The sequence below is a fragment of the Pseudarthrobacter sp. S3 genome (assembly GCF_050156905.1).
In the GTDB taxonomy this organism is placed as follows: domain Bacteria; phylum Actinomycetota; class Actinomycetes; order Actinomycetales; family Micrococcaceae; genus Arthrobacter.
The window spans coordinates 3,399,546-3,422,731 of record NZ_CP189583.1 but is presented as its reverse complement, the minus strand read 5'-3'; the positions used below and the strand labels follow the sequence as shown (position 1 = coordinate 3,422,731).

General features: G+C 64.5%; 21 protein-coding genes and 2 pseudogenes. 16 read left to right on the top strand and 7 right to left on the bottom strand.

Going from position 1 to position 23,186, the window contains the following annotated elements; all coding sequences use genetic code 11:
- Positions 1 to 36: 36 nt before the first annotated feature.
- Both ACQCSV_RS16450 and ACQCSV_RS16445 read left to right on the top strand, forming a co-directional pair.
- Positions 37 to 1,326: an ISL3 family transposase gene (locus tag ACQCSV_RS16450; RefSeq protein WP_426938764.1), complete on the top strand. Its 1,290-nt coding sequence runs from the start codon at positions 37 to 39 to the stop codon at positions 1,324 to 1,326.
- A gap of 59 nt (positions 1,327 to 1,385) precedes the next feature.
- Positions 1,386 to 2,111, top strand: coding sequence for a hypothetical protein (locus ACQCSV_RS16445; protein WP_354155286.1), 726 nt, complete (start codon positions 1,386 to 1,388; stop codon positions 2,109 to 2,111).
- A 24-nt stretch (positions 2,112 to 2,135) separates the two neighbouring features.
- Here ACQCSV_RS16445 and ACQCSV_RS16440 read toward each other — a convergent pair whose 3' ends face one another.
- Both ACQCSV_RS16440 and ACQCSV_RS16435 read right to left on the bottom strand, forming a co-directional pair.
- Positions 2,136 to 4,430, bottom strand: coding sequence for an ATP-binding cassette domain-containing protein (locus tag ACQCSV_RS16440; RefSeq protein ID WP_354155287.1), 2,295 nt, complete (start codon positions 4,428 to 4,430; stop codon positions 2,136 to 2,138).
- Positions 4,430 to 6,295 carry a protein kinase domain-containing protein gene (locus ACQCSV_RS16435; RefSeq protein WP_354155288.1) on the bottom strand — a complete coding sequence of 622 codons (1,866 nt, stop codon included), beginning with the start codon at positions 6,293 to 6,295 and terminating at the stop codon, positions 4,430 to 4,432. Before ACQCSV_RS16435 ends, ACQCSV_RS16440 begins: the two co-directional genes overlap by 1 nt.
- Before the next feature lie 413 nt (positions 6,296 to 6,708).
- On the opposite strand from ACQCSV_RS16435, the gene paaA reads away from it, so the two are divergent.
- Genes paaA through ACQCSV_RS16405 form a run of 6 tightly spaced genes read left to right on the top strand, consistent with a single transcriptional unit; the run spans position 6,709 to position 11,481 of the window.
- On the top strand, positions 6,709 to 7,686 hold the full coding sequence (paaA, locus tag ACQCSV_RS16430; RefSeq protein ID WP_354224636.1) for a 1,2-phenylacetyl-CoA epoxidase subunit PaaA: 978 nt from the start codon (positions 6,709 to 6,711) through the stop codon (positions 7,684 to 7,686).
- Complete coding sequence (gene paaB / locus ACQCSV_RS16425; RefSeq protein ID WP_354224638.1) at positions 7,683 to 8,042, top strand: 1,2-phenylacetyl-CoA epoxidase subunit PaaB; 360 nt, start codon at positions 7,683 to 7,685, stop codon at positions 8,040 to 8,042. Before paaA ends, paaB begins: the two co-directional genes overlap by 4 nt.
- The gene (gene paaC, locus ACQCSV_RS16420; protein ID WP_426938822.1) at positions 8,039 to 8,929 is read left to right on the top strand and encodes a 1,2-phenylacetyl-CoA epoxidase subunit PaaC; all 891 of its coding nucleotides are present in this window, start codon (positions 8,039 to 8,041) and stop codon (positions 8,927 to 8,929) included. The genes paaB and paaC overlap by 4 nt, the downstream gene beginning before the upstream one ends.
- A complete protein-coding gene (paaD, locus tag ACQCSV_RS16415; protein ID WP_354224640.1) occupies positions 8,926 to 9,444 on the top strand; it encodes a 1,2-phenylacetyl-CoA epoxidase subunit PaaD in 519 nt (172 codons plus the stop codon). The genes paaC and paaD overlap by 4 nt, the downstream gene beginning before the upstream one ends.
- 8 nt (positions 9,445 to 9,452) lie before the next feature.
- Complete coding sequence (paaE, locus tag ACQCSV_RS16410) at positions 9,453 to 10,691, top strand: 1,2-phenylacetyl-CoA epoxidase subunit PaaE (RefSeq protein ID WP_426938821.1); 1,239 nt, start codon at positions 9,453 to 9,455, stop codon at positions 10,689 to 10,691.
- A 7-nt stretch (positions 10,692 to 10,698) separates the two neighbouring features.
- Positions 10,699 to 11,481, top strand: coding sequence for an enoyl-CoA hydratase/isomerase family protein (locus tag ACQCSV_RS16405; RefSeq protein WP_426938820.1), 783 nt, complete (start codon positions 10,699 to 10,701; stop codon positions 11,479 to 11,481).
- 401 nt (positions 11,482 to 11,882) lie between these two features.
- Here ACQCSV_RS16405 and ACQCSV_RS16400 read toward each other — a convergent pair whose 3' ends face one another.
- The 3 genes and pseudogenes from ACQCSV_RS16400 to ACQCSV_RS16390 all read right to left on the bottom strand — a co-directional run.
- On the bottom strand, positions 11,883 to 12,743 hold the full coding sequence (locus tag ACQCSV_RS16400) for a hypothetical protein (RefSeq protein WP_354224830.1): 861 nt from the start codon (positions 12,741 to 12,743) through the stop codon (positions 11,883 to 11,885).
- Positions 12,712 to 13,734, bottom strand: coding sequence for a type IV toxin-antitoxin system AbiEi family antitoxin (locus ACQCSV_RS16395; protein ID WP_354224828.1), 1,023 nt, complete (start codon positions 13,732 to 13,734; stop codon positions 12,712 to 12,714). Before ACQCSV_RS16395 ends, ACQCSV_RS16400 begins: the two co-directional genes overlap by 32 nt.
- 48 nt (positions 13,735 to 13,782) lie before the next feature.
- Positions 13,783 to 14,272: pseudogene (locus ACQCSV_RS16390) on the bottom strand (recombinase family protein); the annotation flags it as partial.
- A 325-nt stretch (positions 14,273 to 14,597) separates the two neighbouring features.
- Between ACQCSV_RS16390 and ACQCSV_RS16385 the strand changes: the two are divergent.
- The gene (locus ACQCSV_RS16385) at positions 14,598 to 15,740 is read left to right on the top strand and encodes a 2Fe-2S iron-sulfur cluster-binding protein (RefSeq protein ID WP_426938819.1); all 1,143 of its coding nucleotides are present in this window, start codon (positions 14,598 to 14,600) and stop codon (positions 15,738 to 15,740) included.
- 7 nt (positions 15,741 to 15,747) lie between these two features.
- Positions 15,748 to 16,530 (top strand): enoyl-CoA hydratase/isomerase family protein, encoded by a 783-nt coding sequence (locus ACQCSV_RS16380; RefSeq protein WP_426938818.1) that lies wholly within the window; start codon positions 15,748 to 15,750, stop codon positions 16,528 to 16,530.
- 148 nt (positions 16,531 to 16,678) lie between these two features.
- On the opposite strand, the gene ACQCSV_RS16375 is transcribed toward ACQCSV_RS16380, so the two are convergent.
- Entirely contained in the window at positions 16,679 to 17,953 is a 1,275-nt protein-coding gene (locus ACQCSV_RS16375) for a type II toxin-antitoxin system HipA family toxin (RefSeq protein WP_426938817.1), read from the bottom strand.
- A complete protein-coding gene (locus ACQCSV_RS16370; RefSeq protein ID WP_354155297.1) occupies positions 17,950 to 18,198 on the bottom strand; it encodes a helix-turn-helix transcriptional regulator in 249 nt (82 codons plus the stop codon). Before ACQCSV_RS16370 ends, ACQCSV_RS16375 begins: the two co-directional genes overlap by 4 nt.
- Before the next feature lie 151 nt (positions 18,199 to 18,349).
- Here ACQCSV_RS16370 and ACQCSV_RS16365 point away from each other — a divergent pair, with 151 nt between their 5' ends.
- The 6 genes and pseudogenes from ACQCSV_RS16365 to ACQCSV_RS16340 all read left to right on the top strand — a co-directional run bounded on the left by ACQCSV_RS16365 (position 18,350) and on the right by ACQCSV_RS16340 (position 23,179).
- Positions 18,350 to 18,796 (top strand): helix-turn-helix domain-containing protein, encoded by a 447-nt coding sequence (locus tag ACQCSV_RS16365; protein ID WP_426938816.1) that lies wholly within the window; start codon positions 18,350 to 18,352, stop codon positions 18,794 to 18,796.
- The gene (locus ACQCSV_RS16360; protein WP_426938815.1) at positions 18,793 to 19,233 is read left to right on the top strand and encodes a HepT-like ribonuclease domain-containing protein; all 441 of its coding nucleotides are present in this window, start codon (positions 18,793 to 18,795) and stop codon (positions 19,231 to 19,233) included. The genes ACQCSV_RS16365 and ACQCSV_RS16360 overlap by 4 nt, the downstream gene beginning before the upstream one ends.
- Positions 19,234 to 19,354: 121 nt before the next feature.
- Positions 19,355 to 20,056: a hypothetical protein gene (locus ACQCSV_RS16355; RefSeq protein ID WP_426938814.1), complete on the top strand. Its 702-nt coding sequence runs from the start codon at positions 19,355 to 19,357 to the stop codon at positions 20,054 to 20,056.
- A gap of 114 nt (positions 20,057 to 20,170) precedes the next feature.
- On the top strand, positions 20,171 to 21,346 hold the full coding sequence (locus tag ACQCSV_RS16350; RefSeq protein WP_426938813.1) for an ATP-binding protein: 1,176 nt from the start codon (positions 20,171 to 20,173) through the stop codon (positions 21,344 to 21,346).
- Positions 21,347 to 21,771: 425 nt separating this feature from the next.
- Positions 21,772 to 22,383: pseudogene (locus tag ACQCSV_RS16345) on the top strand (2Fe-2S iron-sulfur cluster-binding protein); the annotation flags it as partial.
- 7 nt (positions 22,384 to 22,390) lie between these two features.
- Positions 22,391 to 23,179, top strand: coding sequence for an enoyl-CoA hydratase/isomerase family protein (locus ACQCSV_RS16340; RefSeq protein WP_426938812.1), 789 nt, complete (start codon positions 22,391 to 22,393; stop codon positions 23,177 to 23,179).
- Positions 23,180 to 23,186: the final 7 nt, after the last annotated feature.

Below are 23,186 nucleotides of genomic sequence, written 5' to 3'. Positions count from 1 at the left end.
TTACTACGCATTCAACCTGAACAGGAACCACGAGCCTTGATAGAGCCTACTTGGGCTGGCCATGATGCTGCCAGCATGATCTTCAACCTGCATGATTATCGTGTCTTGGCTACTGCCGTGCTCCCTGACGGGGTTCGTCATGTCACCGTGGAGTCCACCTTCCCGCCGGGCTGCCCGAGCTGCGGGGTCATCGCTTCCCGGGTCAAGGAACGCCGCTGCCAGAAGCTCCGCGACATCCCGGTCGCCGGCTCCGTAGTGCTCCTCTGGGACAAGCGGCGCTGGTTCTGCGACGAGTACTTATGCGATCGGAAATCGTTTTGCGAGGCAACCCCTCAGGTCCCTCGCCGGGCACGATCTACACGCAGGCTCCGGGAGACGCTGGTGGACGCGGTCATCGATTCTGGCCGTGCCGTATCCGAGACGGCCACGGCGTTCGGGATCTCGTGGTGGCTGGTCCAACAGGTCATCGGTGAGGCCGCGCTCCGCCTGCCCGACGTGGACCTCCTTTCGCCGCGGATGCTGGGCATCGACGAGCACCGGTACCGGTCGGTGCGGTTCTTCCAGGACTCCGGCACGAAGGCCTGGACCCGGTATGAACCGTGGATGACAACGATCGTGGATCTGGACACCGGGCAGGTCCTGGGCATCGTGGACGGACGCGACCACAAGGGTGTCGGCGACTGGCTCTTCGCCCGGCCGCTGGACTGGCGGCTGGGGGTGCAGGTCGTCGCGATTGACCCGTCCGCGGCGTTCCGGAAGGCGCTGCGGATGTGGTTGCCGCGCACGGCGGTGTCGGTGGATCTTTTCCACGTGACGATGCTGGCCAACGACATGCTCACCACGGTCCGTCAGGGCCTGTCCCAGCAGGTAAGGGGCCGGCGGGGCAGGGCCACGGACCCGGCGTGGGCGAACCGGATGCTGCTGCTGAAAGCAAACGAAAACCTTTCAGAACGCGCCCGCCACCGACTCGCCGGGGTGTTCGCCGCTGATGACCCGACGGGCAGCCTCGAGGTCGCCTGGCAGGTGAAGGAGCAGCTCCGCACCCTACTGAACACAAGTTCCCTGGAGGACGCGGGTGCGGCGAAGAACGCGCTTGCTGACCTCGTGGAACGGGCAGCAATGCCCGAGACCAACAGGCTCTACCGCACCGTCTGCCGCTGGTGGAATGAGATCGAAGTCCTCATTGTCACCGGCGCGACAACAGCCAAAGTCGAGGCGAATAACACAGCGATAAAGCACATCAAACGCACGGCGCGAGGCTACCGGAACCCGGACAACTACAAATCGCGTATCCTCTTGAGAAGTGCAGCCCGGATGGCAGCATAAGCGTTCATCTCAGCAGACCATTCCCCGGGAACCTTGAAGAGCCACGTAAGGACCACACAATGTCGCAGCCGCCTCCGCCACCCCCGCCCGCGCCCGGTCCTGCAGGCGTGCCGTCCGGCAACACAGGGCCGCGAAGGGGCCGGATAGCCCTGCTGGTCTTCGCGGGGCTTCTTCTCCTTGCGGCCGTGGGGGCGGCGGCTGTTGTGTTCATCCCGGGACTCTCCGCACTGGCCGGGTTCGATGGGGCGGCGCCGTCCAGTGCCGCACCGGCAGTCTCCGGCTCCAGCGCAGCCTCCGCCTCCAGCGCAGCGTCCGCAACGCCGTCGGCAGCTTCACCCAGCGCCATTTCCACGCCGACGTTCCAGATGGCACCTGTCATCACCAGCCCGCCGCCCGTGGCCGAAACCGCGCCTCCGGCGGCCGCGACGGCGAATGCGGGTTCCGGAATCTCCAGCCTGGATCTCGGACTTACTGTGCCGGTGAAGATTGTGCCGTGCGACGGCCAGTACCTGACGTTTTACGCTTCGGCTATCACCCCCGGCAGCTACGCTACCGAGATCCAGAAGTCACTGAACGCCTACCCTGGCAGCAGCTACTTGGTGACAGAAGGAAGCTGCAGTGCCCTGAACCAAGTCTCAAAGAACGGTACGCGGATCTACGCCGTCTACAGCGGTCCCTACACCAGCGCCTCGGACGCGTGCCAGGCCCTGGCCGGAGTCGCGGGGGCCTACGTCAAGGTCATGAACCCCAGCGGCAATTCGGAATCGACGGTGGCCTGCAGCTGAGGGCACTCCTGGGACGGAATGCCGCTACCCGTTGTTCCGCGGCAGTTTGATCAGCCGCGCCCAGGCAAGGATCCAGGAGAAGGCCCCCAGCGCCAGCAGCGCCCCCGTGGCGAGGCCTGCACGCTTGAGCGAGTGGGTCCACAGCCAGTCATCCTCGGTGGTGGGCACCAACGCCTTCAAATCAATGGACTGCGCCCCGATGGCAAAGCCCCAGCGGGTGGGGGACAGCCAGGAGACCTGCTCCAGGCCGGCCCGGCCAGTGACGGGAATCAGGCCGCCGGCGAGGACAAGCATGGCCATGGCAGTGACAACCAGCAGCGGCATCACCTGCTCCGAGGTCTGGACCCAGGCGGACATGGCCAGCCCCAGGAAACTGCACACGCAGGCCGTCAGGGCAATGGCGAAGAAGATTTCCAGTCCCGGAATTTCGGACACCAGATAATTGTCGGGCGCGGGCTTCCCAACCAAGACAATTCCCGTCATCACGGCAGACTGAATAAAGCACACAACGGTGCAGACAATTGATTTAGCAAGAAGATAAGGTCCAGGGCGCAAGCCGACTGCATTCTCGCGACGGAAAATAGCTCTTTCGCTGACCAAATCCCTGGCGGAAAGCGCCATTCCCATAAACGCGGACCCGAAAATCAGTACCACGAGAAGTTGGCTGGGTTCGCCTATTTCTTTTAGCGTGGGTGTGCCGAAGCCTTTAGTGCCGGGAACCACTAATGCGAGGCCGCCCAGAACGAGGGGCAGAAGCGTCAGGAAGATGAAGTAGCCCTTGTCTGCCCAGAGTAGGAACAGTTGCCGTGTGATGATCGCCCGCAATTGGCGGATGCGGGACGTCGTCGGCGGAGCAGCTGCTGCCGGTGGTGCTGTCGCCACGTCCGAGGGCTCCGGGTGGACGTTAGGCTCGGCAGGGTTCAGTTTGCGGAAGTTTCCGTAAAGCTCGTCCGCTTCCTCGGAGGCTTTCTTGAACACACCGGCCCAGTCGGCCGTCTTGAAGTGGGACAGGATGGTGTCGGGCCGCCCCGCGTAGGCGGGCAATCCGCCCTTGGCTAGGAGAATCACCTGGTCGCAGACCCCCAGGTTGGCCACATTGTGCGTCACTACCACCACCACGCGCCCTGCGTTGGCGAGCTGCCGCAGCGTGTCCATCACCTGTTTGTCCATGGCGGGGTCCAGCCCGGACGTGGGTTCGTCCAGGATCAGCAGTGAGGGTTCAGTCAACAGCTCCAGGGCCACGGACGCACGTTTTCGCTGCCCGCCGGACAGCCTGCTGACCTTCGTTCCGGCGTGCTCCACCAGACCCAATTGCGCCAGGACGCTGTCGATCTGCGCGCGGCGCTCTTCGGCAGTTGTATCCGCGGGCAGGCGAAGCCTGGCGGCGAACTCCAAGGCCTGCCGGACGGTCAGGGTCCGGTGCAGGATATCCTCCTGCGGGACAAACCCGATCCGGGTGCGGAGGGCTTCGTAGTTCTTGTTGATGTCCTGGTCATCGAAACGGACGCTGCCCGACGTCGGACGGTTGGCGCCGGTCATGACGCTCATAAGCGTGGATTTTCCGGCACCCGACGGGCCGATGACCGCCAGCAGGCGTCCGTGGGCGGAGGCGAAGTCGACGTCCCGGAGCAGCGCCTTAGCCTTGCGTCCATCGCGGATCTCATAGCCAACCGAATCCAGCCGCAGGCCTTCCCCGTCCGGAACTTTCTCGACTGTCAGGCCCGTGCCGGCCATGGCGATCCGGTAGTCGGTATTGCCGATCGTGAGCCGGTCGCCAGGCTGGGCGGTGGCCTCTCCGGAAACGCGCCGGCCGTTAAGGAAGGTGCCGTTGAGGCTGCCCAGGTCTTCAACCAGGATCTGCATTCCGGCCGGACGAAGAACCGCGTGGTTCCGCGAGGCCATTACGTCGGAGATCGCGACGTCGTTCCCCGCGCCGCGGCCCAGCCGCACAGTCCCTGCCGTGAGCATTGCCGGGGCAGGACCGGCCGCGAAAGCGGCGGGCGCACGCTCGGGCGCGCGCAGCGTCAGGGTGACCTCGGGTGCACCCGACTCTGGATTGCCTAAATGGGCGAAGGTGGCGGCGTCGATCCTGGCATGGGGCTCGTGCCTGCCTCCTACCCAGAGCCCGGCGGCACTCCCCTCATCCTGGATCCACCAACCGTCGTCGTAGTGGACGAAGGCATGGATCCGCGAAACGGACGGCTCCGGGACGCTGATTTCCACCTCGGTGCCCCGCCCGATCCGGGCTGAATCGCCCGGCGCAAGTACCCAGGAGCGGACGCCGAAGCGGACTTCAAGATGGGTTCCCGCTGCTGTCATCACGGTGCCGTAGTGGGTACGGGTACGCGGCCAGGCAGACCCAGGAGCTTCGCACTGCCCAGCGCAAGGTTCGCTGAGCCGTTGTTCTTGTTGCACGAGGTTGGCTGCCATTGGATCTTCATACGCAGTACGTCCGTCATGTCAGCGTTGATAGGGAACGCTTGACCATACGTCACCGATTGGCTCGACACCTTGCGGCCGTCGGCGAAGACTTCCACCAGGACCACCGCCGTACTGTCCTGGGAGCCATCCCCCAAGCCAGCGGTGGCATTGAACGTCTGGTAGTTGCGGCCCAGGTTGTACTCAACGGATTCGCCCGAGTTGTAGCCGCAGGTTTGCGCGGCAACGCTGTGCGCGTATGTGGTCCCGGAGATAGTGACGGCCGGTTCAAAGTTGCCCCAGCGGCCGCTGACGGGGATCCGGTCTGCCAGGTACGCCACTACTTCCGAGCGCGCCACCGTCAGTTCAATGCGCGACGTCGACCCGGTCACCGCTGCCTGTGCCAGCACCGTGCCGTCAGGCTTGGTGGCGTCATACTTGTCCACCACTTGCACGGTTACAGAAGTGCCCAGGGTCTTCTGTGCGTCAGGCAGGAGCTTGCCCACTACATTCACGAAGCCCGATGCCGACGCAGCCGCGCTGGCACTGGCGGACGAAGTGCTCTGCGCGGAGGCAGATGCTGAAGGCGAAATGGAAGATGTTGCGGTGGCCGACTGCGACGCCACAGCGGTCTCGCTTGCCGTTGCGTCCTTGCCGGCGCCGCTCAGCGCGTTGACGGCCGTGAATGCGCCGGCGGAAACAGCCAGCACGGCCGCCGCGATTCCGGCGATTATCACCAGACGCCGCTTCTTATTTGGCTTGTCGGGCACTGAGGCCGCAGCTGCCGGCGCAGGCGCAGGGGGAAGCGGCAGGGCAGCGGGCCTGTCCGGCGCGCCCTGGCGCGGAAGTGCCGACGTGGCGGGCAGTTGGGTGAACGGCACTGCCATGGTCACACCGGACTGGAGGCCGGTGACAGGAGCCGGCGGTTCTGTCAGAACCTGGCCCGGAGGGAAATTGGTCAGGGAAGGGCCCAGCGCGTCAAGGATGGTGGCTACCTGCCTGGCAGTGGGCGGACGCTGTCCGGGCTGCTTGTTCAGCAGCCACGAAATGAGGTCCCACAGTTCGTCCGGAAGGGAGTCCGGGCGGCCGGGAAGAACATCGCTGTGCCGGCGCAGCACTGCCATCACCGAACCGCCGGCGAAGGGCGTGACCCCGCAGGCCAGTTCGTAGAGCATGATGCCCAGGGCATACAGGTCCGACGAGGCCGTGACATCGTGGCCTTCGCTGACTTCCGGGGCGATGTACTGGGGAGTTCCCACCAGCATGGTGCTGCGGGCGCGTTCGGTATCCACCAATGAGGAAATGCCGAAGTCTGTCAGCTTGGGAAGGGCGTGGCTATCAGAGTCCTTCATGAGGACGTTCTCCGGCTTGATGTCGCGGTGGACTATTCCGGCGGCATGGACTGCTGCCAGGCCCGTGGCCACGGCAGAGCCGATCCGGCACACTTCGGACGGGGCGAGGGTTCCGCGCTGGCTGAGGTATGACCGGAGATCCGGTCCGTCCACTAGTTCCATGACGATTGCCAGGGTTGCGCCCTCAACAACAAGGTCCACCACGCCCACCAGATTGGGGCTCTTGAGCGCTTCCAGGATGCCGCGTTCTTTGACAAACCTGCCCACGACGTCGGCATCGCTTGCGAGGTCCGGATGCAGAACTTTGAACGCCAAGGCGGTGCCCTGATGGTCGTGCCCCCGGAAGACCTCACCCATGGCCCCCCGGCCGATGCTGTCTTCAAGAATGTACTTACTGCCAAGCTGACGGTTCAAGACGCCCCCACTATCCCACCTGAGACAGGTGTGAGGGCAAAACCACGATGCCCCCACAACCGCGATCAACGACTCGGAACGACTCGTGTCCGAAATTCGTGCCCGTCCATTACTTGGCCGAGCGTGACCAGTCTATGGCCGCGATGAGGCAGAACAGCGTACCGGCGCATTTGTGTCACGAAATGGAGCGAGACCAGGCAACGGCGGCGTACTGGCGGACGGAACGTGGGATTCGGACGGGCCGGCGCTGCCCGGGGCGGCGGTCCGGCTGGATCGCCTCCCACCGATGTTCCCGGATGCTTTAGGGGTCAACCCCAGGCCCCTCCTTGACGCCCTCCGCACTCGCCGCATATCCTGAACGAACGGTCGGTAAATAAATCGGACCAAATCCAGGCAGGTGCAGAGGAGTAACCATGGAAGCCAACGCCCAGCGCAACGCGGACAGCCAAGAAGCAGACGGTCGGGCCAACTTTGACCGCGTCATGGCCGAGGATTCCCGCATTGAACCAAAAGACTGGATGCCGGACGCCTACCGCAAGACCCTCCTGCGCCAGATCTCCCAGCATGCGCACTCGGAGATCATCGGGATGCAGCCGGAAGCCAACTGGATCTCCCGCGCCCCGAGCCTGAAGCGCAAGGCCATCCTGATGGCCAAGGTCCAGGACGAGGCCGGCCACGGGCTCTACCTGTACTCGGCGGCGGAGACGCTCGGCCAAAGCAGGGACAAGATGATGGCGGACCTCATCGCCGGCAAGGCCCGCTACTCGTCCATCTTCAACTACCCGGCCCGGACCTGGGCGGACATGGGTGCCATCGGCTGGCTGGTGGACGGCGCAGCAATCTGCAACCAGGTGCCGCTGTGCCGCGCCTCCTACGGCCCCTACGGCCGCGCCATGGTGCGCGTCTGCAAGGAAGAGTCGTTCCACCAGCGCCAGGGCTTCGAGATCCTGCTGGAACTCGCCCACGGCACCCCGGAGCAGAAGCAGATGGCCCAGGACGCCGTGGACCGCTGGTACGCCCCGGCGCTGATGATGTTCGGCCCGCCGGACGACGATTCGCCCAACTCCAAGCAGTCCATGGCCTGGAACATCAAGCGCTTCAGCAACGACGAACTCCGCAGCCGCTTCGTGGGAATGATGGTGGAACAGGTCCGCGTACTGGGCCTCACCCTCCCGGACAGCGAGATCCGCTTCCACGAGGACACCAAAAAGTGGGAACACGGCCCGCTGGACTGGAATGAATTCCACGAAGTCCTCGCCGGCCGCGGCCCCTGCAACGCCCAGCGCCTGGAGCGCCGGAGGGAAGCGCACGACGACGGCGCCTGGGTCCGCGACGCAGCCGCGGCGTACGCAATGAAACAGTCAGCGAAGATAAAGGAATACGCAGCATGATCCCCACCGACTCCCCAACCTCGCAAGCTCGGCCGGGGACCCCTGTCGGCGTGGCCCCAGCCGAAACGACCGACCGCAATGCCTGGGGCCTGTGGGAGGTCTTTGTCCGGTCGAGCCGCGGCCTGTCCCACGTTCATGCCGGGTCCCTGCACGCGCCGGATGCCGCCATGGCCCTGCGCAACGCCCGCGACCTCTACACGCGCCGCAACGAGGGCGTGTCCATCTGGGTGGTCCCGGCCGATGCCATCGCCGCCAGCGATCCGGACGCAAAGGGCTCGTTCTTCGAGTCCCCGCAGGGCAAGGACTACCGGCACGCCACGTATTACACCAAGAGCGAAGGGGTGAAGCACCTGTGATCCCCACCGACTCCCACAGCTCGCAAGCTCGCAGCGGGGCCCTCGTCGGCGTGGGCCCTGCGTCGGCCACCCGCATCACCCCCGGCAATGCGCTTCGCCCGGAGGACATCGCACTCGAGGTCCGCACCGGCCTGGCCAAGCCCACCGAGGACGTGGCCGAGTACGCGCTGCGCCTCGGAGACGATGGCCTGATCCTCGCGCAGCGGCTGGGCCACTGGATCTCCCGCGGCCCGGAGCTGGAGGAGGACGTGGCCCTGGGCAACATCGCCCTGGACCAGCTGGGCCACGCCCGGAGCTTCCTCACCTACGCGGGCGGCGCCTGGGACAAGTCCGAGGACGAGCTGGCGTACTTCCGGCGCGAGCATGAGTTCCGGTCGGCCGCGATCTTTGAGCAGCCCAACGGCGACTTCGCGGCCACCATCGCCCGCCAGTTCATCGTGAGCTACTACCAGTTCGAGCTGTACCGCAGGCTCACCCAGTCGAGCGACGCCACGCTCGCGGCCATCGCTGCGAAGGCCGTGAAGGAAGTCGACTACCACCGGGACCACAGTGCCCAGTGGGTGCTCCGCCTGGCCGGCGGCACCGAGGAATCCCGTGCACGGATGATCCAGGGCCTGAAGCAGATGTGGCCCTACGTCGCCGAGCTCTTCGAGGACGACGAGCTGACCACGCGCCTCGCAGAGTCGGGCGCCGCCGTCGAGCCTTCCACGCTGAAAGCGGACTTTGACCGCCTGACCGGTGAGATCTTCGACGAAGCGGAGCTGGAGGTGCCGGACGTGCCGGCTGCCCCCGGCGGCGGGCGGCATGGCCGGCACTCCGAGCACCTGGGCTACCTCCTCGCGGAGATGCAGGTGCTGGCGCGCGAGTACCCCGGAGCAAGCTGGTGACCGCCGTGGCCACCGCTGCGCCCGAGCGGACACAGCAGCAGCAGGCCTGGGACATCGCGGCCACCGTCTGCGATCCCGAAATTCCCGTGCTCACCATCGAGGACCTGGGGATCCTCCGCGACGTGCAGGCCGAGGGGAAAAGCGTAAGGGTCACCATCACGCCCACGTACTCGGGCTGCCCGGCCATGGACGCCATCCGTGACGACCTGAAGACAGCGTTCGCCAAGGAAGGCTACACAGCAGAGGTGGACCTGGTGCTCGCGCCGGCCTGGACCACCGACTGGATGACGGAGGCAGGGAAGGCGAAGCTGCAGGAGTACGGCATCGCACCGCCGTCGGGCATGGCAGCAGCCGGCGGCCACCACGGCCCCATCCGCCTCCAAATGGCCGTCAAGTGCCCGCAGTGCTCCAGCCTGAACACCAAGGAGCTCACCCGGTTCGGCTCCACGTCCTGCAAGGCGCTGTACGTCTGCAAGGACTGCCTGGAACCGTTCGACTACTTCAAAGTCCTGTAAGGAATCCCATGCCTGTTGTGCGCCAGACCGCCGCCGAATCGGCGCTAGCCAGCGGCCGCCGTCGTCCGTCCTTCCACACGCTGACCGTCACCGAGGTAAGAAGGCTGACCGAGGACGCCATCGAGGTGACCTTCGGAGTGCCCCAGGAGCTCGCCGGACAGTTCGACTACCTGCCCGGCCAGTACGTGGCCCTGCGCACCACGCTGGCGGATGAGAACGGCGAGCCGCATGAGGTGCGCCGCAGCTATTCCATCTGCGCCGAGCCGCGCACGTTCCCGGACGGGTCCAGCGAGATCCGGGTGGCCGTGAAGCAGGACCTGGGCGGGCTGTTTTCCAACTGGGCCAACGCGGAGCTGAAGGCGGGAGACACCCTGGACGTCATGAGCCCCATGGGCGCGTTTGTGTCCAAGTACGGCCGGGACGGCAAGGCCGTGGAGCAGAACGTCATGAACTCCATGAACCGGCCGCAGGAAATCGCTGGCGAGCTGGCAGGGGAGCCGGGCACCTTTGTGGCCATCGCGGCCGGGAGCGGCATCACCCCGGTGATCGCCATCGCCCGCACGCTGCTGGCGGCCAACCCGGAGACGCGTTTTGACCTGATCTACGCGAACAAGGCCGCCATGGACGTGATGTTCCTGGAGGACCTGGCGGACCTGAAGGACAGGTACCCGCAGCGCCTCGCCATCCACCACGTGCTCTCCCGCGAGCAGCGGATCGCGCCGCTGCTCAGCGGCCGGATCGACGCCGGGAAGCTCCGGCAGCTGCTGGGCACCGCCATCCACGCGGACGATGTGGACGAGTGGTTCCTGTGCGGGCCGTTCGAGCTGGTGCAGCTGTGCCGGGACACCCTGGCCGAGCGCGGGGTGAAACCGGAGCAGGTCCGGTTCGAGCTGTTCACGTCGGGCAAGCCGGACCGCCCGGAAGGGAACGCCGGCCGTCCCGTGGTGGTGGACGAGTCCCAGGAGACGTTCAAGATCACGTTCAAGCTGGACGGCCTGCAGGGCGAGGTGGCCAGCCCCACGCACGCCCGCGAATCGATCCTGAACGCCGCGCTCCGCGTCCGGGCGGATGTGCCGTTCGCGTGCGCAGGGGGAGTGTGCGGCACGTGCCGGGCCAAGCTGGTCACCGGCACCGTGACCATGGACGAAAACTACGCCCTCGAGCAGGATGAACTGGACAAGGGGTACGTCCTGACCTGCCAGAGCCACCCCACGAGCAAAGAAGTCACCGTCGACTTCGACGTCTAAGGAACCCATGATCTCCCTCTCCATCGCCAACAACGTGGCCGAAATCGTCCTGGACGCGCCGTACAAGCTGAACTCCCTTGACGAGCAGGCGCTTACGGATTTAGCGCAGGCGTACGACGACGCCGCTGCCGCCGCCTCCCGCGGTGAGGTGCGGGCGCTGCTGCTCAGGGGAGAGGGCCGCGCCTTCTGCGCGGGCCGGGACATTTCGGCCGTGACGCCGGAGACGGACGACGCCGAAGCGTACCTGGGCGGGCTGGTGCAGCCGCTGCTGAAGAAGATGAGCGCGTTCCCGGCGCCGACGTTCGCCGCCGCACACGGCGCCTGCCTGGGCGTGGGGCTGGGCCTGCTGCTGGCCACGGACGTGGTGTACGTGGCGGAGAACGCAAAGTTCGGCTCGCCGTTCGCCAAGCTGGGCGCCACGCTGGATTCGGGCGGTCACTGGTACTTCACGGAACGGCTGGGCATGCACCGGACGCTGGACCTGATCTACACGGCAGAGCTGATGAGCGGTGCCGAGGCCGTTTCCCGGGGAATGTTCAGCCGGGCGATGCCGGCGGATGAACTGTTGGCCAACACCCGGGAAATTGTGACGAAGGTTGCCACCGGGGCCACGGGCGCATTCACAGCAAGCAAGGAGCTGGTGGCGCACATCCGCGATCAGCGGCTGGGCCTGTGGGACGCCATGGCCGAGGAGAACGCCGAGCAGGCAAGGCTCTGTAAGACCGATGACTACGCGGAGGGCTTTCGGGCATTCCAACAGAAGCGGGCGCCAGTCTTCAAAGGTCGGTGAAATTTGCCCACCAGCTCAACGTAGCCTTCATCCCTTAGGCGAGTTCTAGCGGTCGTTGCATCACTCCCCCGTCTTCGGTGGGTTGCATTGACCGCTAGAGCTCGCCACAGGAAGCCGCCTCGGAGCGATCAAGCCGCCAGGTTTCTACGCCCAAGAGTCCAAGTCCTGTCAAAAGGATCCCTTATCAGGACCGGAGGGCCGGCCAAGCGGGGCCCGGCCGAAGCCCAGCATTCGCGGCGGTTCCAAAACCCAGGCTCATCTCACCAATGCGTCTCACCCTGGGTTTTTCTCAGGAAAAGGGACTTCGGCCTTTTATGACCCTCGAACCGCGCAAGACGACTTTCGCTGGTGATGGTTACAGGGACTGAAACCAGGCAGATCAAGGAATCCGAACTGTCAGGTCAATCGTCGTGTCCGGGGCTTTGGACAGCTGAGAGTGTGGCGTGGATCGCGTCGAAATACTGAAGTCTGGTGTCATAGTCCCGGGCCTTCGCCGAGGGGAGGAATCTGTCGTTTCGTTCAGATGATGCCATGAGTTTCCGGCTGGCGGGGTTCCAGAGGGTCCCCAGCTGGTCGGCAAGGTCGTCCCCGATGGTGGCGCGGATGTGTCTGCCCAACAGATATGTGGAGGCCAGATCCTGGTCGAAGTTGGCCAGCTCGAAAAGGTCGGCGTCCTTTTCGTAGTCGTAGAGGGAGTCGTTGAGGCCAGGACTGTTCTGGTACCACATACATACGTAGCTGAGGTCCCGGGCATGCTTCGTCCATCCCAGGGCTCCCTTGTCCACCCAGGCCTTGATTTTCAAGGCGGCATATCCGGCGGCCGTCGGCACCCGAACTTCAATGCCCTCAGGCAACCGGTACAGTTCGGCTCCGTCAAGGACTTCCTGAAATGCGAAGACATCGACGGTCTGTCCGTCAGGGTGGGGAACGGCTGTTCCCGAGGGGTTCTCGATCCCTCCAAAGGGTATGAGGTCCACGGACCACTTGTCGATGCGAAAGCGGATCCGGGTGTCTCCCTCGGGTTCAAGGTTCGTTACGACCGATTGGTAGGCGAAACGGTCCGCAACGGCGATGGCAATGTCTATGTCCGTGGTGCTGGCTAGCTCCGAGTCAAATCCCAAACCCCGGTGGATAAGGTCACGTGCCGAAGCGCCGACAAGCATGATCGGCTCTCCCGGTTTGGCGGTGATGTCCATAACGCTCCGCAGGACAGTGCATAAGGGGCCGAACTCATGAGCGGAATATGCGGAGAAGTCGCTCATCGTGCTCCTTCAGTATTAGGGCGGCATCGCGCTGTCGGGGTTCTCCGCTGGCGAGCAGATCGGCGTATACGAGTGTGCTGGGAACGGTCGGCAGGTTCCCGGCCATTGTCGGGGCTTCGATGTCGAGGCTGCTCGGATCCGTCCAGAACTTGTGTCTGACGAAGACATTCGGATGCTCATCCCTGCGCCACTTATTGACGACGGCCATGCGGGGTGTGAACTCTTCGACGTAGACGGTCAGGCTTGATGGATTCAGCAGTTCGGGAAGGGCGCTTTCTCCGCTGACTTCCATCCCTGGCGCCAATGGTCCGTGAAGACCCGGTTCAGATGATCTGAAGGCCTCCAGCGACAGCCGAGGGGCCAATTGATGAGGATAGGTCATGACCCATTGCTCGAAGAGCTCGCGTTGCCTCAACAGCTGGGGGCCGGGCCCGACTGAGAGATATTCCTCTCGTTGTAAGAGTTTTAGAGTCTCCTGGGCAAGACCCACTGAAACCCCGGACAGCGTGCTGATCTCCCTGATCGTCAGGCGCGGCACGTATGGCCAGGTCAGCAGAACGAACAGCAGACGCGACCTGCGTGCGCTGAACAGATTCACTCCCGAAGCGGAAACGCCGGCCCCTGCGTCCTTCCTCTCGGGGGTTCGGCGGCTCACACGGCGGCCTCGTACGTCGACATAGACGTTCCCGAACGCAATGAAGGCATTACCGGCCTCATCCACGAAATTCAGATTCTGTGCCCGGTATCCTCTGGCCTGCTTTTCGTCGATGTAGCCCTGGGCAATCAGGGGCTTGGCCTGATCCTCGAAGGGAATGACTCGTTGCGCCAGAGCATCATCCAGGATCACAAACTTCTGGCGTTCGGCCTCCCGCTGCAGCGTGAGAAGCGGGTACTCGAACGCGGGGCGGGTCCAACCGGAGTCTTCCACGCGTACGTCGATGCCGTACTGGGTCAGATGCTGAACAATGATGTTGATACGGCTTTCCAGCATCTCCCCTCCTCTGTTCACCTTGATTGAACATTCACTATAATTGAATTTTCATAAAAAGTGAACAGGGTTGCCCATGCGTCGGTACAGGGTCGCCCGGGACATGCCGAGGTCCCGGGAAACCTGGGTGGCCGGCTGGCCGGCCTCGATCAGGCGGCGGGCATTTGATCTGGCTGTCAGTGAACCGTTCCCGGCGCCCGCCCAGGTCCCTGCCGGCGGCCCGGCGCTTGGACACTGAATCGGTGATCCGTTCCCGTTTAATCTCCAGTTCCATCTGCGCCAGGGCTGCCATGACAGTGAAGACCATGCCGCCCATCGGGGTGCCGGTGTCCACGTCCCCGCCGCCAAGATTCAGCACATGAAGACCGGTCCCTCGCTTTCGCAGCACGGTGGCCAGCTCCAGCATGTTGGCGGTGGAACGTCCCAACCGGTCCAGTGTGGTGATCACCAGGGTGTCGCCCTTATGCAGTGCATCAAGAGCTTTGTCGAATTGCGGCCGCGCTGCCCTGGCGCCGCTGACCCCATGGTCAATGTAGAGGTCAAAGGTGTTGGGATCTTGAACCAGGACGGCAGTTTCCGGACAATGTCCTTCAATTCTTCTGTTTGCACTTACTTGGCCCTTTAGATTCCTGTGAGTTTGACGCGCGTCCTGACGGTCCGGATCAGTGAGCATGCGCATGACGTGATGGGCATGCGCATCAGGCCGGATGAGCATGCCCATCACTCGATGGCATAGCTACAAGCTTTAATCTCAGTCGGACTGCATCCTGTCGGACTGGCTCGGAAGCTGAGCGCAGTGAATTGCTGGCGCTCGGAAGGCATGCGAGGCATCGAGGCTGCAGATCACGGTCCTTCTTGACTTCATTTTGGGTAGTGATTTCCTTTGCCGGTCAGGGTGGTGGGGCGCCCGTGATTTCGAACCAGGCAACGATCGCCCGGGCCAGTACGTGGCCCTGCGCACCACGCTGGCGGATGAGAATGGCGAGCCGCATGAGGTGCGCCGCAGCTATTCCATCTGTGCCGAGCCGCGCAGCTTCCCGGACGGGTCCAGCGAGATCCGGGTGGCGGTGAAGCAGGACCTGGGCGGGCTGTTTTCCACGTGGGCCAATGCGGAGCTGAAGGCGGGGGACACCCTGGACGTCATGAGCCCCATGGGTGCGTTTGTGTCCAAGCACGGCCGGGACGGGAAGGCCGTGGAGCAGAACGTCATGAACTCCATGAACCGGCCGCAGGAAATCGCTGGCGAGCTGGCAGGGGAGCCGGGCACGTTTGTGGCCATCGCGGCCGGGAGCGGCATCACCCCGGTGATCGCGATCGCCCGGACGCTGCTGGCGGCCAACCCGGAGACGCGTTTTGACCTGATCTACGCGAACAAGGCCGCCATGGACGTGATGTTCCTGGAGGACCTGGCGGACCTGAAGGACAGGTACCCGCAGCGCCTCGCCATCCACCACGTGCTCTCCCGCGAGCAGCGGATCGCGCCGCTGCTCAGCGGCCGGATCGACGCCGGGAAGCTCCGGCAGCTGCTGGGCACCGCCATCCACGCGGACGATGTGGACGAGTGGTTCCTGTGCGGGCCGTTCGAGCTGGTGCAGCTGTGCCGGGACACCCTGGCCGAGCGCGGGGTGAAACCGGAGCAGGTCCGGTTCGAGCTGTTCACGTCGGGCAAGCCGGACCGCCCGGAAGGGAACGCCGGCCGTCCCGTGGTGGTGGACGAGTCCCAGGAGACGTTCAAGATCACGTTCAAGCTGGACGGCCTGCAGGGCGAGGTGGCCAGCCCCACGCACGCCCGCGAATCGATCCTGAACGCCGCGCTCCGCGTCCGGGCGGATGTGCCGTTCGCGTGCGCAGGGGGAGTGTGCGGCACGTGCCGGGCCAAGCTGGTCACCGGCACCGTGACCATGGACGAAAACTACGCCCTCGAGCAGGATGAACTGGACAAGGGGTACGTCCTGACCTGCCAGAGCCACCCCACGAGCAAAGAAGTCACCGTCGACTTCGACGTCTAAGGAACCCATGATCTCCCTCTCCATCGCCAACAACGTGGCCGAAATCGTCCTGGACGCGCCGTACAAGCTGAACTCCCTTGACGAGCAGGCGCTTACGGATTTAGCGCAGGCGTACGACGACGCCGCTGCCGCCGCCTCGCGCGGTGAGGTGCGGGCGCTGCTGCTCAGGGGAGAGGGCCGCGCCTTCTGCGCGGGCCGGGACATTTCGGGCGTGACGCCGGAGACGGACGACGCCGAGGCGTACCTGGGCGGGCTGGTGCAGCCGTTGCTGCAGAAGATGAGCGCGTTCCCGGCGCCGACGTTCGCCGCCGCGCAGGGTGCCTGTCTGGGTGTGGGGTTGGGCCTGCTGCTGGCCACGGACGTGGTGTATGTGGCGGAGAACGCGAAGTTCGGCTCGCCGTTCGCCAAGCTGGGGGCGACGCTGGATTCGGGCGGGCACTGGTACTTCACGGAACGGCCGGGGATGCACCGGACGCTGGACCTGATCTACACGGCCGAGCTCATGTCCGGGGCTGAGGCCGTGGCGCAGGGGATGTTCAGCCGGGCCATGCCCGCCGACGAGCTGCTGGACCAGACGCGTGAGATCGTCGGCAGGGTGGCGCTGGGTGCCACGGGCGCGTTCACCGCGAGCAAGGAGCTGGTGGCGCACATCCGCGACCAGCGGCTGGGCCTGTGGGCCGCGATGGCCGAGGAAAACGCCGAGCAGGCCCGGCTATGTAAAACCGATGATTATGCCGAAGGGTTCCGGGCCTTCCAGGCGAAGCGCGCACCGGCGTTCAAAGGTCGGTGATGGAGCCTGTCGAAATCCCCCGGTGGTCGAGCTTGTCGAGACCAAGCCCCCGATGATTGAGCCATCGAAATCAAATGAATTTTTTACCAACGATTTTGTAAGGTTCACCTATGACCTAGGGAAATCTAATCCTGCTTGGTCCGAAACCTCAGGTGCCCGACGGCGCCTGACCGGCAAGTGCACGGCGGGCCGTCCTGCCCTCGAGCAGTTCGCCGGCCCGCGCGGCGACGAGTTCGTTCAGGAAGCCAATCTTCTCCGGCGCGGGCACCGCGGCCGCCGCCGCGGCCACGGCTTCCAGCACGGTAGCCGCGGTCTCCCGTGCATCCCCGGCGTCCATGCCCCACGCGGCACCTTCCCGGGTGACGTGGTCCAGGGTGAGGTAGTTCAGCCTTGATTGGCCGCCCACCAGATGGCCTGCGTTGTTGCTCGGTGCGTAGAGCAGCAGGGTGGGGGCGACGTCGTAGAGCGGGGCGAGCATCACTTCGCCGCCGTCCCGAAGCAGCATCGAGTAGTTTTTCGAGTGCGCGTCCCCGTTACCGATCACGAGGTTGAAGGTGATAGCCCGCAGCAGCGCGCGCCGGAATTCCCGGTCGTCCCTGGTGTGCGGTGCCGCGGCTTTTGCGAGCTGGGTCAGCCGGGACGGCGGGGCCGTGGAGGTTTCGTACTTGGAGGTGCTGGCCAGTGCCAGGGCCTGGGTGAAGTCCTCCTGGTGCAGCCGGCCGCCGTCCGGAGTCCGGTCGTACCGGGTCACCACGATCGCTTGGCGGGACCCGAACGTCTCCAGACGGGCTTCGGCGGCGGGCAGGCCGGCGGCCGCAGCCACCTTGAGCGCCCAGTCTTCGGAGGCGAGCAGGTGCGGGACCGGCGAGTCCAGGGGCTCCGGCTTGATGATGTGTGTGGACACTGCCCCACGGCCCGGCCAGGCCCACCCGCCCCCGTGCCGGCTCAGCAGCACCTTGGACTGGATGCCGCCCAGCGAGGCGGTGATCGCGAAGTCATCGGGCAGGTCCCAGCTAGGCAGCGCCTCGACGACGCCGGCGACCTCGTCAACTGTCATGGGCCGGGAGCCGGCTGGGCCGTCCGGGGACGTGTCCGCGGGCAGGGCCTGGACGGCGCCGGCGCAGTCGGCGCCCAGGACGGCCAGCAGCCCCAGGGCATCCGGGGTCGAGAGTCCGTTCTCTGCTGCGATGTGCGAACGGGCCTGGCCCTCGGGCAGAAGCCCGTCAAAGTAGTTGTACACCGCGGCGCCGTCGATCTTCTTCCGGTTTATCGGCAGCGACAAGGACAGCAGGATGGAGGAGGCACCGTACTCTGCGACGATGTTCTGGTCGTACCGGAAGGACATCTTCAGGCCGGATCCGGTCAGGACCCCGACGTGTTCCCCGTTGAGGAACACCTCCAGGCTCTTGTTCCTCGGGCTCATGGCTTCACCTGCAGCTTCGCGAACCGGGGGATCAGGGCGACGTCGCGGCCGAGCGCCCGGATGGCGTTCATGGCGACGACGACGGAGACAGCTTCGCCATGCTCGAGCCGGACGATGGTCCGGCGGGCGGTGCCGAGCCGGTCGGCCAGGTCCTGCTGGGTCAGCGAGGCCTCCTTGCGGGCATCACTGATGGCCCGCCCGAGTGAGACGGCGTCCACGGCCCGGTAAAACGGAGTTTGTGACATATATTGACCATACTCGGCCAGACCCCGTTTGTGCCAGATATTGCCCATTCACCCTTTACTGGCGGTTGTGACAGATCTGGCGCACCGCTGTAGACGGCCCCAGTATGCCGAGGCCAGCCCCAGACGTATATCGCCCCGATATACTTGACCTATGATCAGCGAGATAGCCGAGAAAAGGGTTCGTGCCGGGCTTAGCCAGAAGCGGCTCGCGGAACTATCGCACGTCAGCCAGCCGAATCTCTCAGCCTATGAATCCGGGAAGCGCATCCCGCGGCCCGAAACCCTTGGCCGGATCATGAAGGTATTGCGGCGCCGGCCCTCTGAGATCCTCGCTGAACACCGCAGCGAGACACTGGAGATCGCCCACAGGTACAAAGCACACAACATCCGCGTTTTCGGATCGTTGGCACGGGGCGAGGACACGCCGGAGTCCGACGTCGATCTCTTGGTTGACCTCGAGCCGGACGCAACGCTTTTCGACCTGTCCGGTTTCCGCCTGGACATGATTGACCTGCTCGGCGTGGAGGTGGACATCGTCCCGTCGGGTTCGGGGGGCCCGATAATGGAGCGCATCCTCAGCGAAGCAGTTCCCCTGTGAGCCGGCACCCCGAAGAGATTCCCGTGGGCGGCCAGTTCGTGCCTCGGGAGCAGAAGGATCCCTCCTTCTCCCTCACGGCGGCTCCGAAGGACCGGGTCCTGCAGCTGATCGGCGACATGGAGGAACGGCTGGGCTGGGCACAGCAGATCGTGGACGAGGGCGAGTTTGCTTTCAACGATCCTGACAATTGGCGGTCGCGCGAGGCCATGAAGTCCATCTTTATCGACCTGAATACTGCCGCGGACCGGATCCCGGAGCCAGTTCGTGAACAGTACCCCGCCATACCCTGGCGCCAGATGCGCGGACTCCGGAATGTGCTCTCGCACGACTACGCGGCCATTCGTAACGACACCGTGTGGCAAACGGCAGCGCGCAGTCTGCCGGAACTCAGGAACCAGCTTGCCTACATGCGTGCCGACGTCGAACGCTGGCTCTAGCGCCGCCAAATTCATCGGGAGGCCACGGAAGCAGTAACGCACCGGTAACGGGCAGTCACGTCTACTCAGCTCAGGCTGGCGGCTGCATGCTGCAGAAAATTCAGTCAGGACGGAGTTAACCATGGATGCCCGTGACGATGCGCCGAAGATACAGGCGCGCAGGCCTTCCCGCCTGGTTGCGCTCTTGTTGGTCCAGTTTGCCGTCAGCGCCATGCTGGTCACGTGCGGGGGACCGGCCTGTACCGGCAACACGAGAGAGTACAACGGCCAGTGTCTGGGCGGAGTGGCCATCACGTACATCGAATGCACTAAAGGGCGCGGGTTCGACCTGACAACAAAACTGGGCGGAAAACTCGGAGGAACCTTCAAAGTGGTTGCGGACGCATCCGTCGAGGCGGCGTACGAGGAGCAGAAACAGGAAAATACGGTAGTTGCCCTTCAGGTCGTTTCCGACTGCCTGAAGATTGCCCAGACTGAGGCCGATTCGGCGGTGGATAAGTCTGCGGCCGAGGAATCCCGGAACCGCGCCGACATGATCAGGCGGCAGGTCCAGGAAACGGCGAGCATCGAGATTGCCCCGACTCAGGCACGGGTCGGGGAGACCCTTAGTGTCAGTGGCCGGAACTTCTACCCGGACGAGACGGTCGCTATTTATCTTCACGCCACGCTTGTTAAGCAGGGGAAAGCTGACGGTCGAGGTGCATTCAGCACCACAATCGGCGTACCGAAGAGTGCACCTCCCCCCGGTTTCCCGACCACCGTCACTGCCACCGGTGCAACGTCGTCGAAGTCGGCCCAGGCCCCGTTTGAGGCGCTTCCCTAGCGGCATCGGAAGTGCACACGCTCACGCCGTGGTGTTCTCACGCCGCTGGTAACGAAATATATGGTCTTATAACAAAAAGCGTTATATCTCGTTATAAGTGAGTATCACTGGGGCATGGATCCAGCACTGAACCCCTTTAACCCCGGCTCCGGCGTCCGGCCTCCGGAGCTTGTCGGCCGTGATGGAGAGATCGATGCCTTCGATCTGTTGGTCGCACGCGCCAAGTCCAACACCGTGGGGGACCGGGGCATGGTTCTGTCCGGCCTTCGCGGAGTGGGCAAAACCGTTCTGCTGAACGTCTTCGCAGAGCACGCGCGACGGAACGACTGGCTGGTAATCCAGCTTGAAGCCCAACCAGGGGACGCCGGCAAAAAGGCCACCCGGGCGAAGCTTGCCCGTGAGCTTGAAGTAGGTGCGCGCAGACTCCGCGGAAAGCCAGCCTGGAGCTTTCTGCATAATGCCTTGAACAGCATCGGCAACATCTCAGCGAGTTTGGGGGTTGCCGGCGTCTCCGCGTCGGTGACGACCAAACAAGGGCGCGCCGATTCAGGCAACCTGGACATCGACCTCGAGGAACTTGTTGAGGATGTATCACTCGCGATGCGAAAAGCCAGGGTCGGGTTCGGCTTGTTCATTGACGAAATGCAAGACCTGGACGAAGAGCTCCTGACCATACTGTTGTCCGTTCAGCACCTTGCGGGCCAGCGCGGATGGCCTTTTTACATCATCGGTGCGGGCCTACCCAACCTGCCCGGCAAGATCTCGGAGGCCAGGACCTATGGTGAGCGGCTGTTTCTCTACAGGACCATAGGCCAGGTCAACGAAGAGGCCGCCTCGGAAGCCCTCGCCTTGCCCATCAACAGGCTCGGCGCCTCCTTGGCGCCTGATGCGCTGTCACTCCTGCTCTCTGCCGCGAACGGCTACCCCTTCTTCCTTCAGGTCTACGGACGTGCCGCCTGGGAAGCATCATCGGAGAAGATCATCAGCGCTGACGACGCGCACGTGGCAGTCCGCCACGGCACCAACGACCTGGACCATGGCTTCTTCGAGGCCAGATGGCAGCGTGCCACCAATGCAGAACGCCTCTACCTCAGGGCCATGGCCCAGGACAGCGATACCCCTTCCTCGACTGGAAAAATCGCCGAACGCCTTGGGAAGTCGACCAGCAAACTTGCCGTCATCCGCTCACGACTCATCGACAAGGGTGTTGTGTATGCACCCGAATATGGCTCTATTCAGTTCACGGTGCCCGGAATGGCTGCCTTCATGGGGCGCCAGACCGAGGACTGACATGCGCTAGTTTCAGCGCTCGGCTGATTCAGGCGGGTCAGCGTCCGACGCCAGGCGGCCACGGCGCGACGTAGGCAATCACGTGTGCAGGGGCGGAAGAGTCTGAAGCCCGACATGTTCGTCGGCTCCGGCACCGTCGAAGCCGGCTGCAATGCCATCGTCGGCCAACGCCTCAAACTCTCCGGCATGCGCTGGTCCGGCCCCGGAGCCACCAGCATCATCACCCTGCGCTGCCAACACGACAGCACCCACCACAACCAGACCACAGCCGCCCAACCACTACACACGGCCCCAGAAACATGCCACAGCACAGCTACCTACAAATCTGACGCACACCCGAACCCGGCTTGCAGCATTCCTATGTTGAATCCTTGGTCCGTGACAAGTCTCAGCGGGGACTAAGCGCAGTGGGGCGTGGCTGACGCCTGGAGGAGCTGGCGGACCTGAAGGACAGGTACCCGCAGCGGCTGGCCATCCACCACGTGCTGTCCCGGGAGCAGCGGATCGCGCCGCTGCTCAGTGGACGGATCGACGCCGAGAAGCTCCAGCAGCTCCTGGGCACCGCCATCCACGCGGACGATGTGGACGAGTGGTTCCTGTGTGGGCCGTTCGAGCTGGTGCAGCTGTGCCGGGACACGCTGGCCGAGCGCGGGGTGAAGCCGGAGCACGTGCGGTTCGAGCTCTTCACGTCCGGGAAGCCGGACCGCCCGGAAGGGAACGCTGGCCGTCCCGTGGTGGTGGACGAGTCCAAGGAGACGTACAAGATCACGTTCAAGCTGGACGGCCTGCAGGGCGAGGTGGCCAGCCCCACGCACGCCCGCGAATCGATCCTGAACGCGGCGCTGCGGGTCCGGCCGGATGTGCCCTTCGCGTGCGCCGGGGGAGTGTGCGGCACGTGCCGCGCCAAACTGATCACCGGCACCGTGACCATGGACGAAAACTACGCCCTCGAGCAGGATGAACTGGACAAAGGGTACGTCCTGACCTGCCAGAGCCACCCCACCAGCAAAGACGTAACAGTCGACTTCGACGTCTAAGGAACCCATGATCTCCCTCTCCATCGCCAACAACGTCGCCGAAGTGGTCCTGGACGCGCCGTACAAGCTGAACTCCCTCGACGAGCAGGCGCTCACGGATTTAACACAGGCGTACGACGACGCCGCTGCCGCCGCCTCACGTGGTGAGGTGCGGGCGCTGCTGCTCAGGGGAGAGGGCCGCGCCTTTTGCGCGGGCAGGGACATCTCGGGCGTAACGCCGGAAACGGACGACGCCGAAGCGTACCTGGGCGGGCTGGTGCAGCCGCTGCTCAAGAAAATGAGCGCGTTCCCGGCTCCGACGTTCGCCGCCGCGCACGGTGCCTGCCTGGGGGTGGGGCTGGGCCTGCTGCTGGCCACGGACGTGGTGTACGTGGCGGAGAACGCGAAGTTCGGCTCCCCGTTCGCCAAGCTGGGCGCGACGCTGGACTCGGGCGGGCACTGGTACTTCACCGAGCGGCTGGGCATGCACCGGACCCTTGACCTGATCTACACTGCCGAGCTCATATCGGGGACAGAGGCCGTGGCACAGGGGATGTTCAGCCGGGCCATGCCGGCGGATGAACTGTTGCCCAACACCCGGGAAATTGTGACGAAGGTTGCCGCCGGGGCCACGGGTGCCTTCACGGCGAGCAAGGAGCTGGTGGCGCACATCCGCGACCAGCGGCTGGGCCTGTGGGACGCCATGGCCGAGGAAAACGCCGAGCAGGCACGCCTCTGCAAGAGCGCAGACTATGCCGAGGGTTTCCGTGCTTTCCAGGAGAAGCGCGAGCCCAAGTTCACCGGCGCCGGTGGTTGAGCCTGTC

Excerpts from the sequence above, each read along its gene's own strand:
- ACQCSV_RS16445 (WP_354155286.1), top strand. The coding sequence starts at position 1,386 with ATGTCGCAGCCGCCTCCGCCACCCCCGCCCGCGCCCGGTCCTGCAGGC.
- ACQCSV_RS16440 (WP_354155287.1), bottom strand. The coding sequence starts at position 4,430 with ATGACAGCAGCGGGAACCCATCTTGAAGTCCGCTTCGGCGTCCGCTCC.
- paaA (WP_354224636.1), top strand. The coding sequence starts at position 6,709 with ATGGAAGCCAACGCCCAGCGCAACGCGGACAGCCAAGAAGCAGACGGT.
- paaB (WP_354224638.1), top strand. The coding sequence starts at position 7,683 with ATGATCCCCACCGACTCCCCAACCTCGCAAGCTCGGCCGGGGACCCCT.
- paaE (WP_426938821.1), top strand. The coding sequence starts at position 9,453 with ATGCCTGTTGTGCGCCAGACCGCCGCCGAATCGGCGCTAGCCAGCGGC.
- ACQCSV_RS16405 (WP_426938820.1), top strand. The coding sequence starts at position 10,699 with ATGATCTCCCTCTCCATCGCCAACAACGTGGCCGAAATCGTCCTGGAC.
- ACQCSV_RS16400 (WP_354224830.1), bottom strand. The coding sequence starts at position 12,743 with ATGAGCGACTTCTCCGCATATTCCGCTCATGAGTTCGGCCCCTTATGC.
- ACQCSV_RS16395 (WP_354224828.1), bottom strand. The coding sequence starts at position 13,734 with ATGCTGGAAAGCCGTATCAACATCATTGTTCAGCATCTGACCCAGTAC.
- ACQCSV_RS16380 (WP_426938818.1), top strand. The coding sequence starts at position 15,748 with ATGATCTCCCTCTCCATCGCCAACAACGTGGCCGAAATCGTCCTGGAC.
- ACQCSV_RS16375 (WP_426938817.1), bottom strand. The coding sequence starts at position 17,953 with ATGAGCCCGAGGAACAAGAGCCTGGAGGTGTTCCTCAACGGGGAACAC.
- ACQCSV_RS16370 (WP_354155297.1), bottom strand. The coding sequence starts at position 18,198 with ATGTCACAAACTCCGTTTTACCGGGCCGTGGACGCCGTCTCACTCGGG.
- ACQCSV_RS16365 (WP_426938816.1), top strand. The coding sequence starts at position 18,350 with ATGATCAGCGAGATAGCCGAGAAAAGGGTTCGTGCCGGGCTTAGCCAG.
- ACQCSV_RS16355 (WP_426938814.1), top strand. The coding sequence starts at position 19,355 with ATGGATGCCCGTGACGATGCGCCGAAGATACAGGCGCGCAGGCCTTCC.
- ACQCSV_RS16350 (WP_426938813.1), top strand. The coding sequence starts at position 20,171 with ATGGATCCAGCACTGAACCCCTTTAACCCCGGCTCCGGCGTCCGGCCT.
- ACQCSV_RS16340 (WP_426938812.1), top strand. The coding sequence starts at position 22,391 with ATGATCTCCCTCTCCATCGCCAACAACGTCGCCGAAGTGGTCCTGGAC.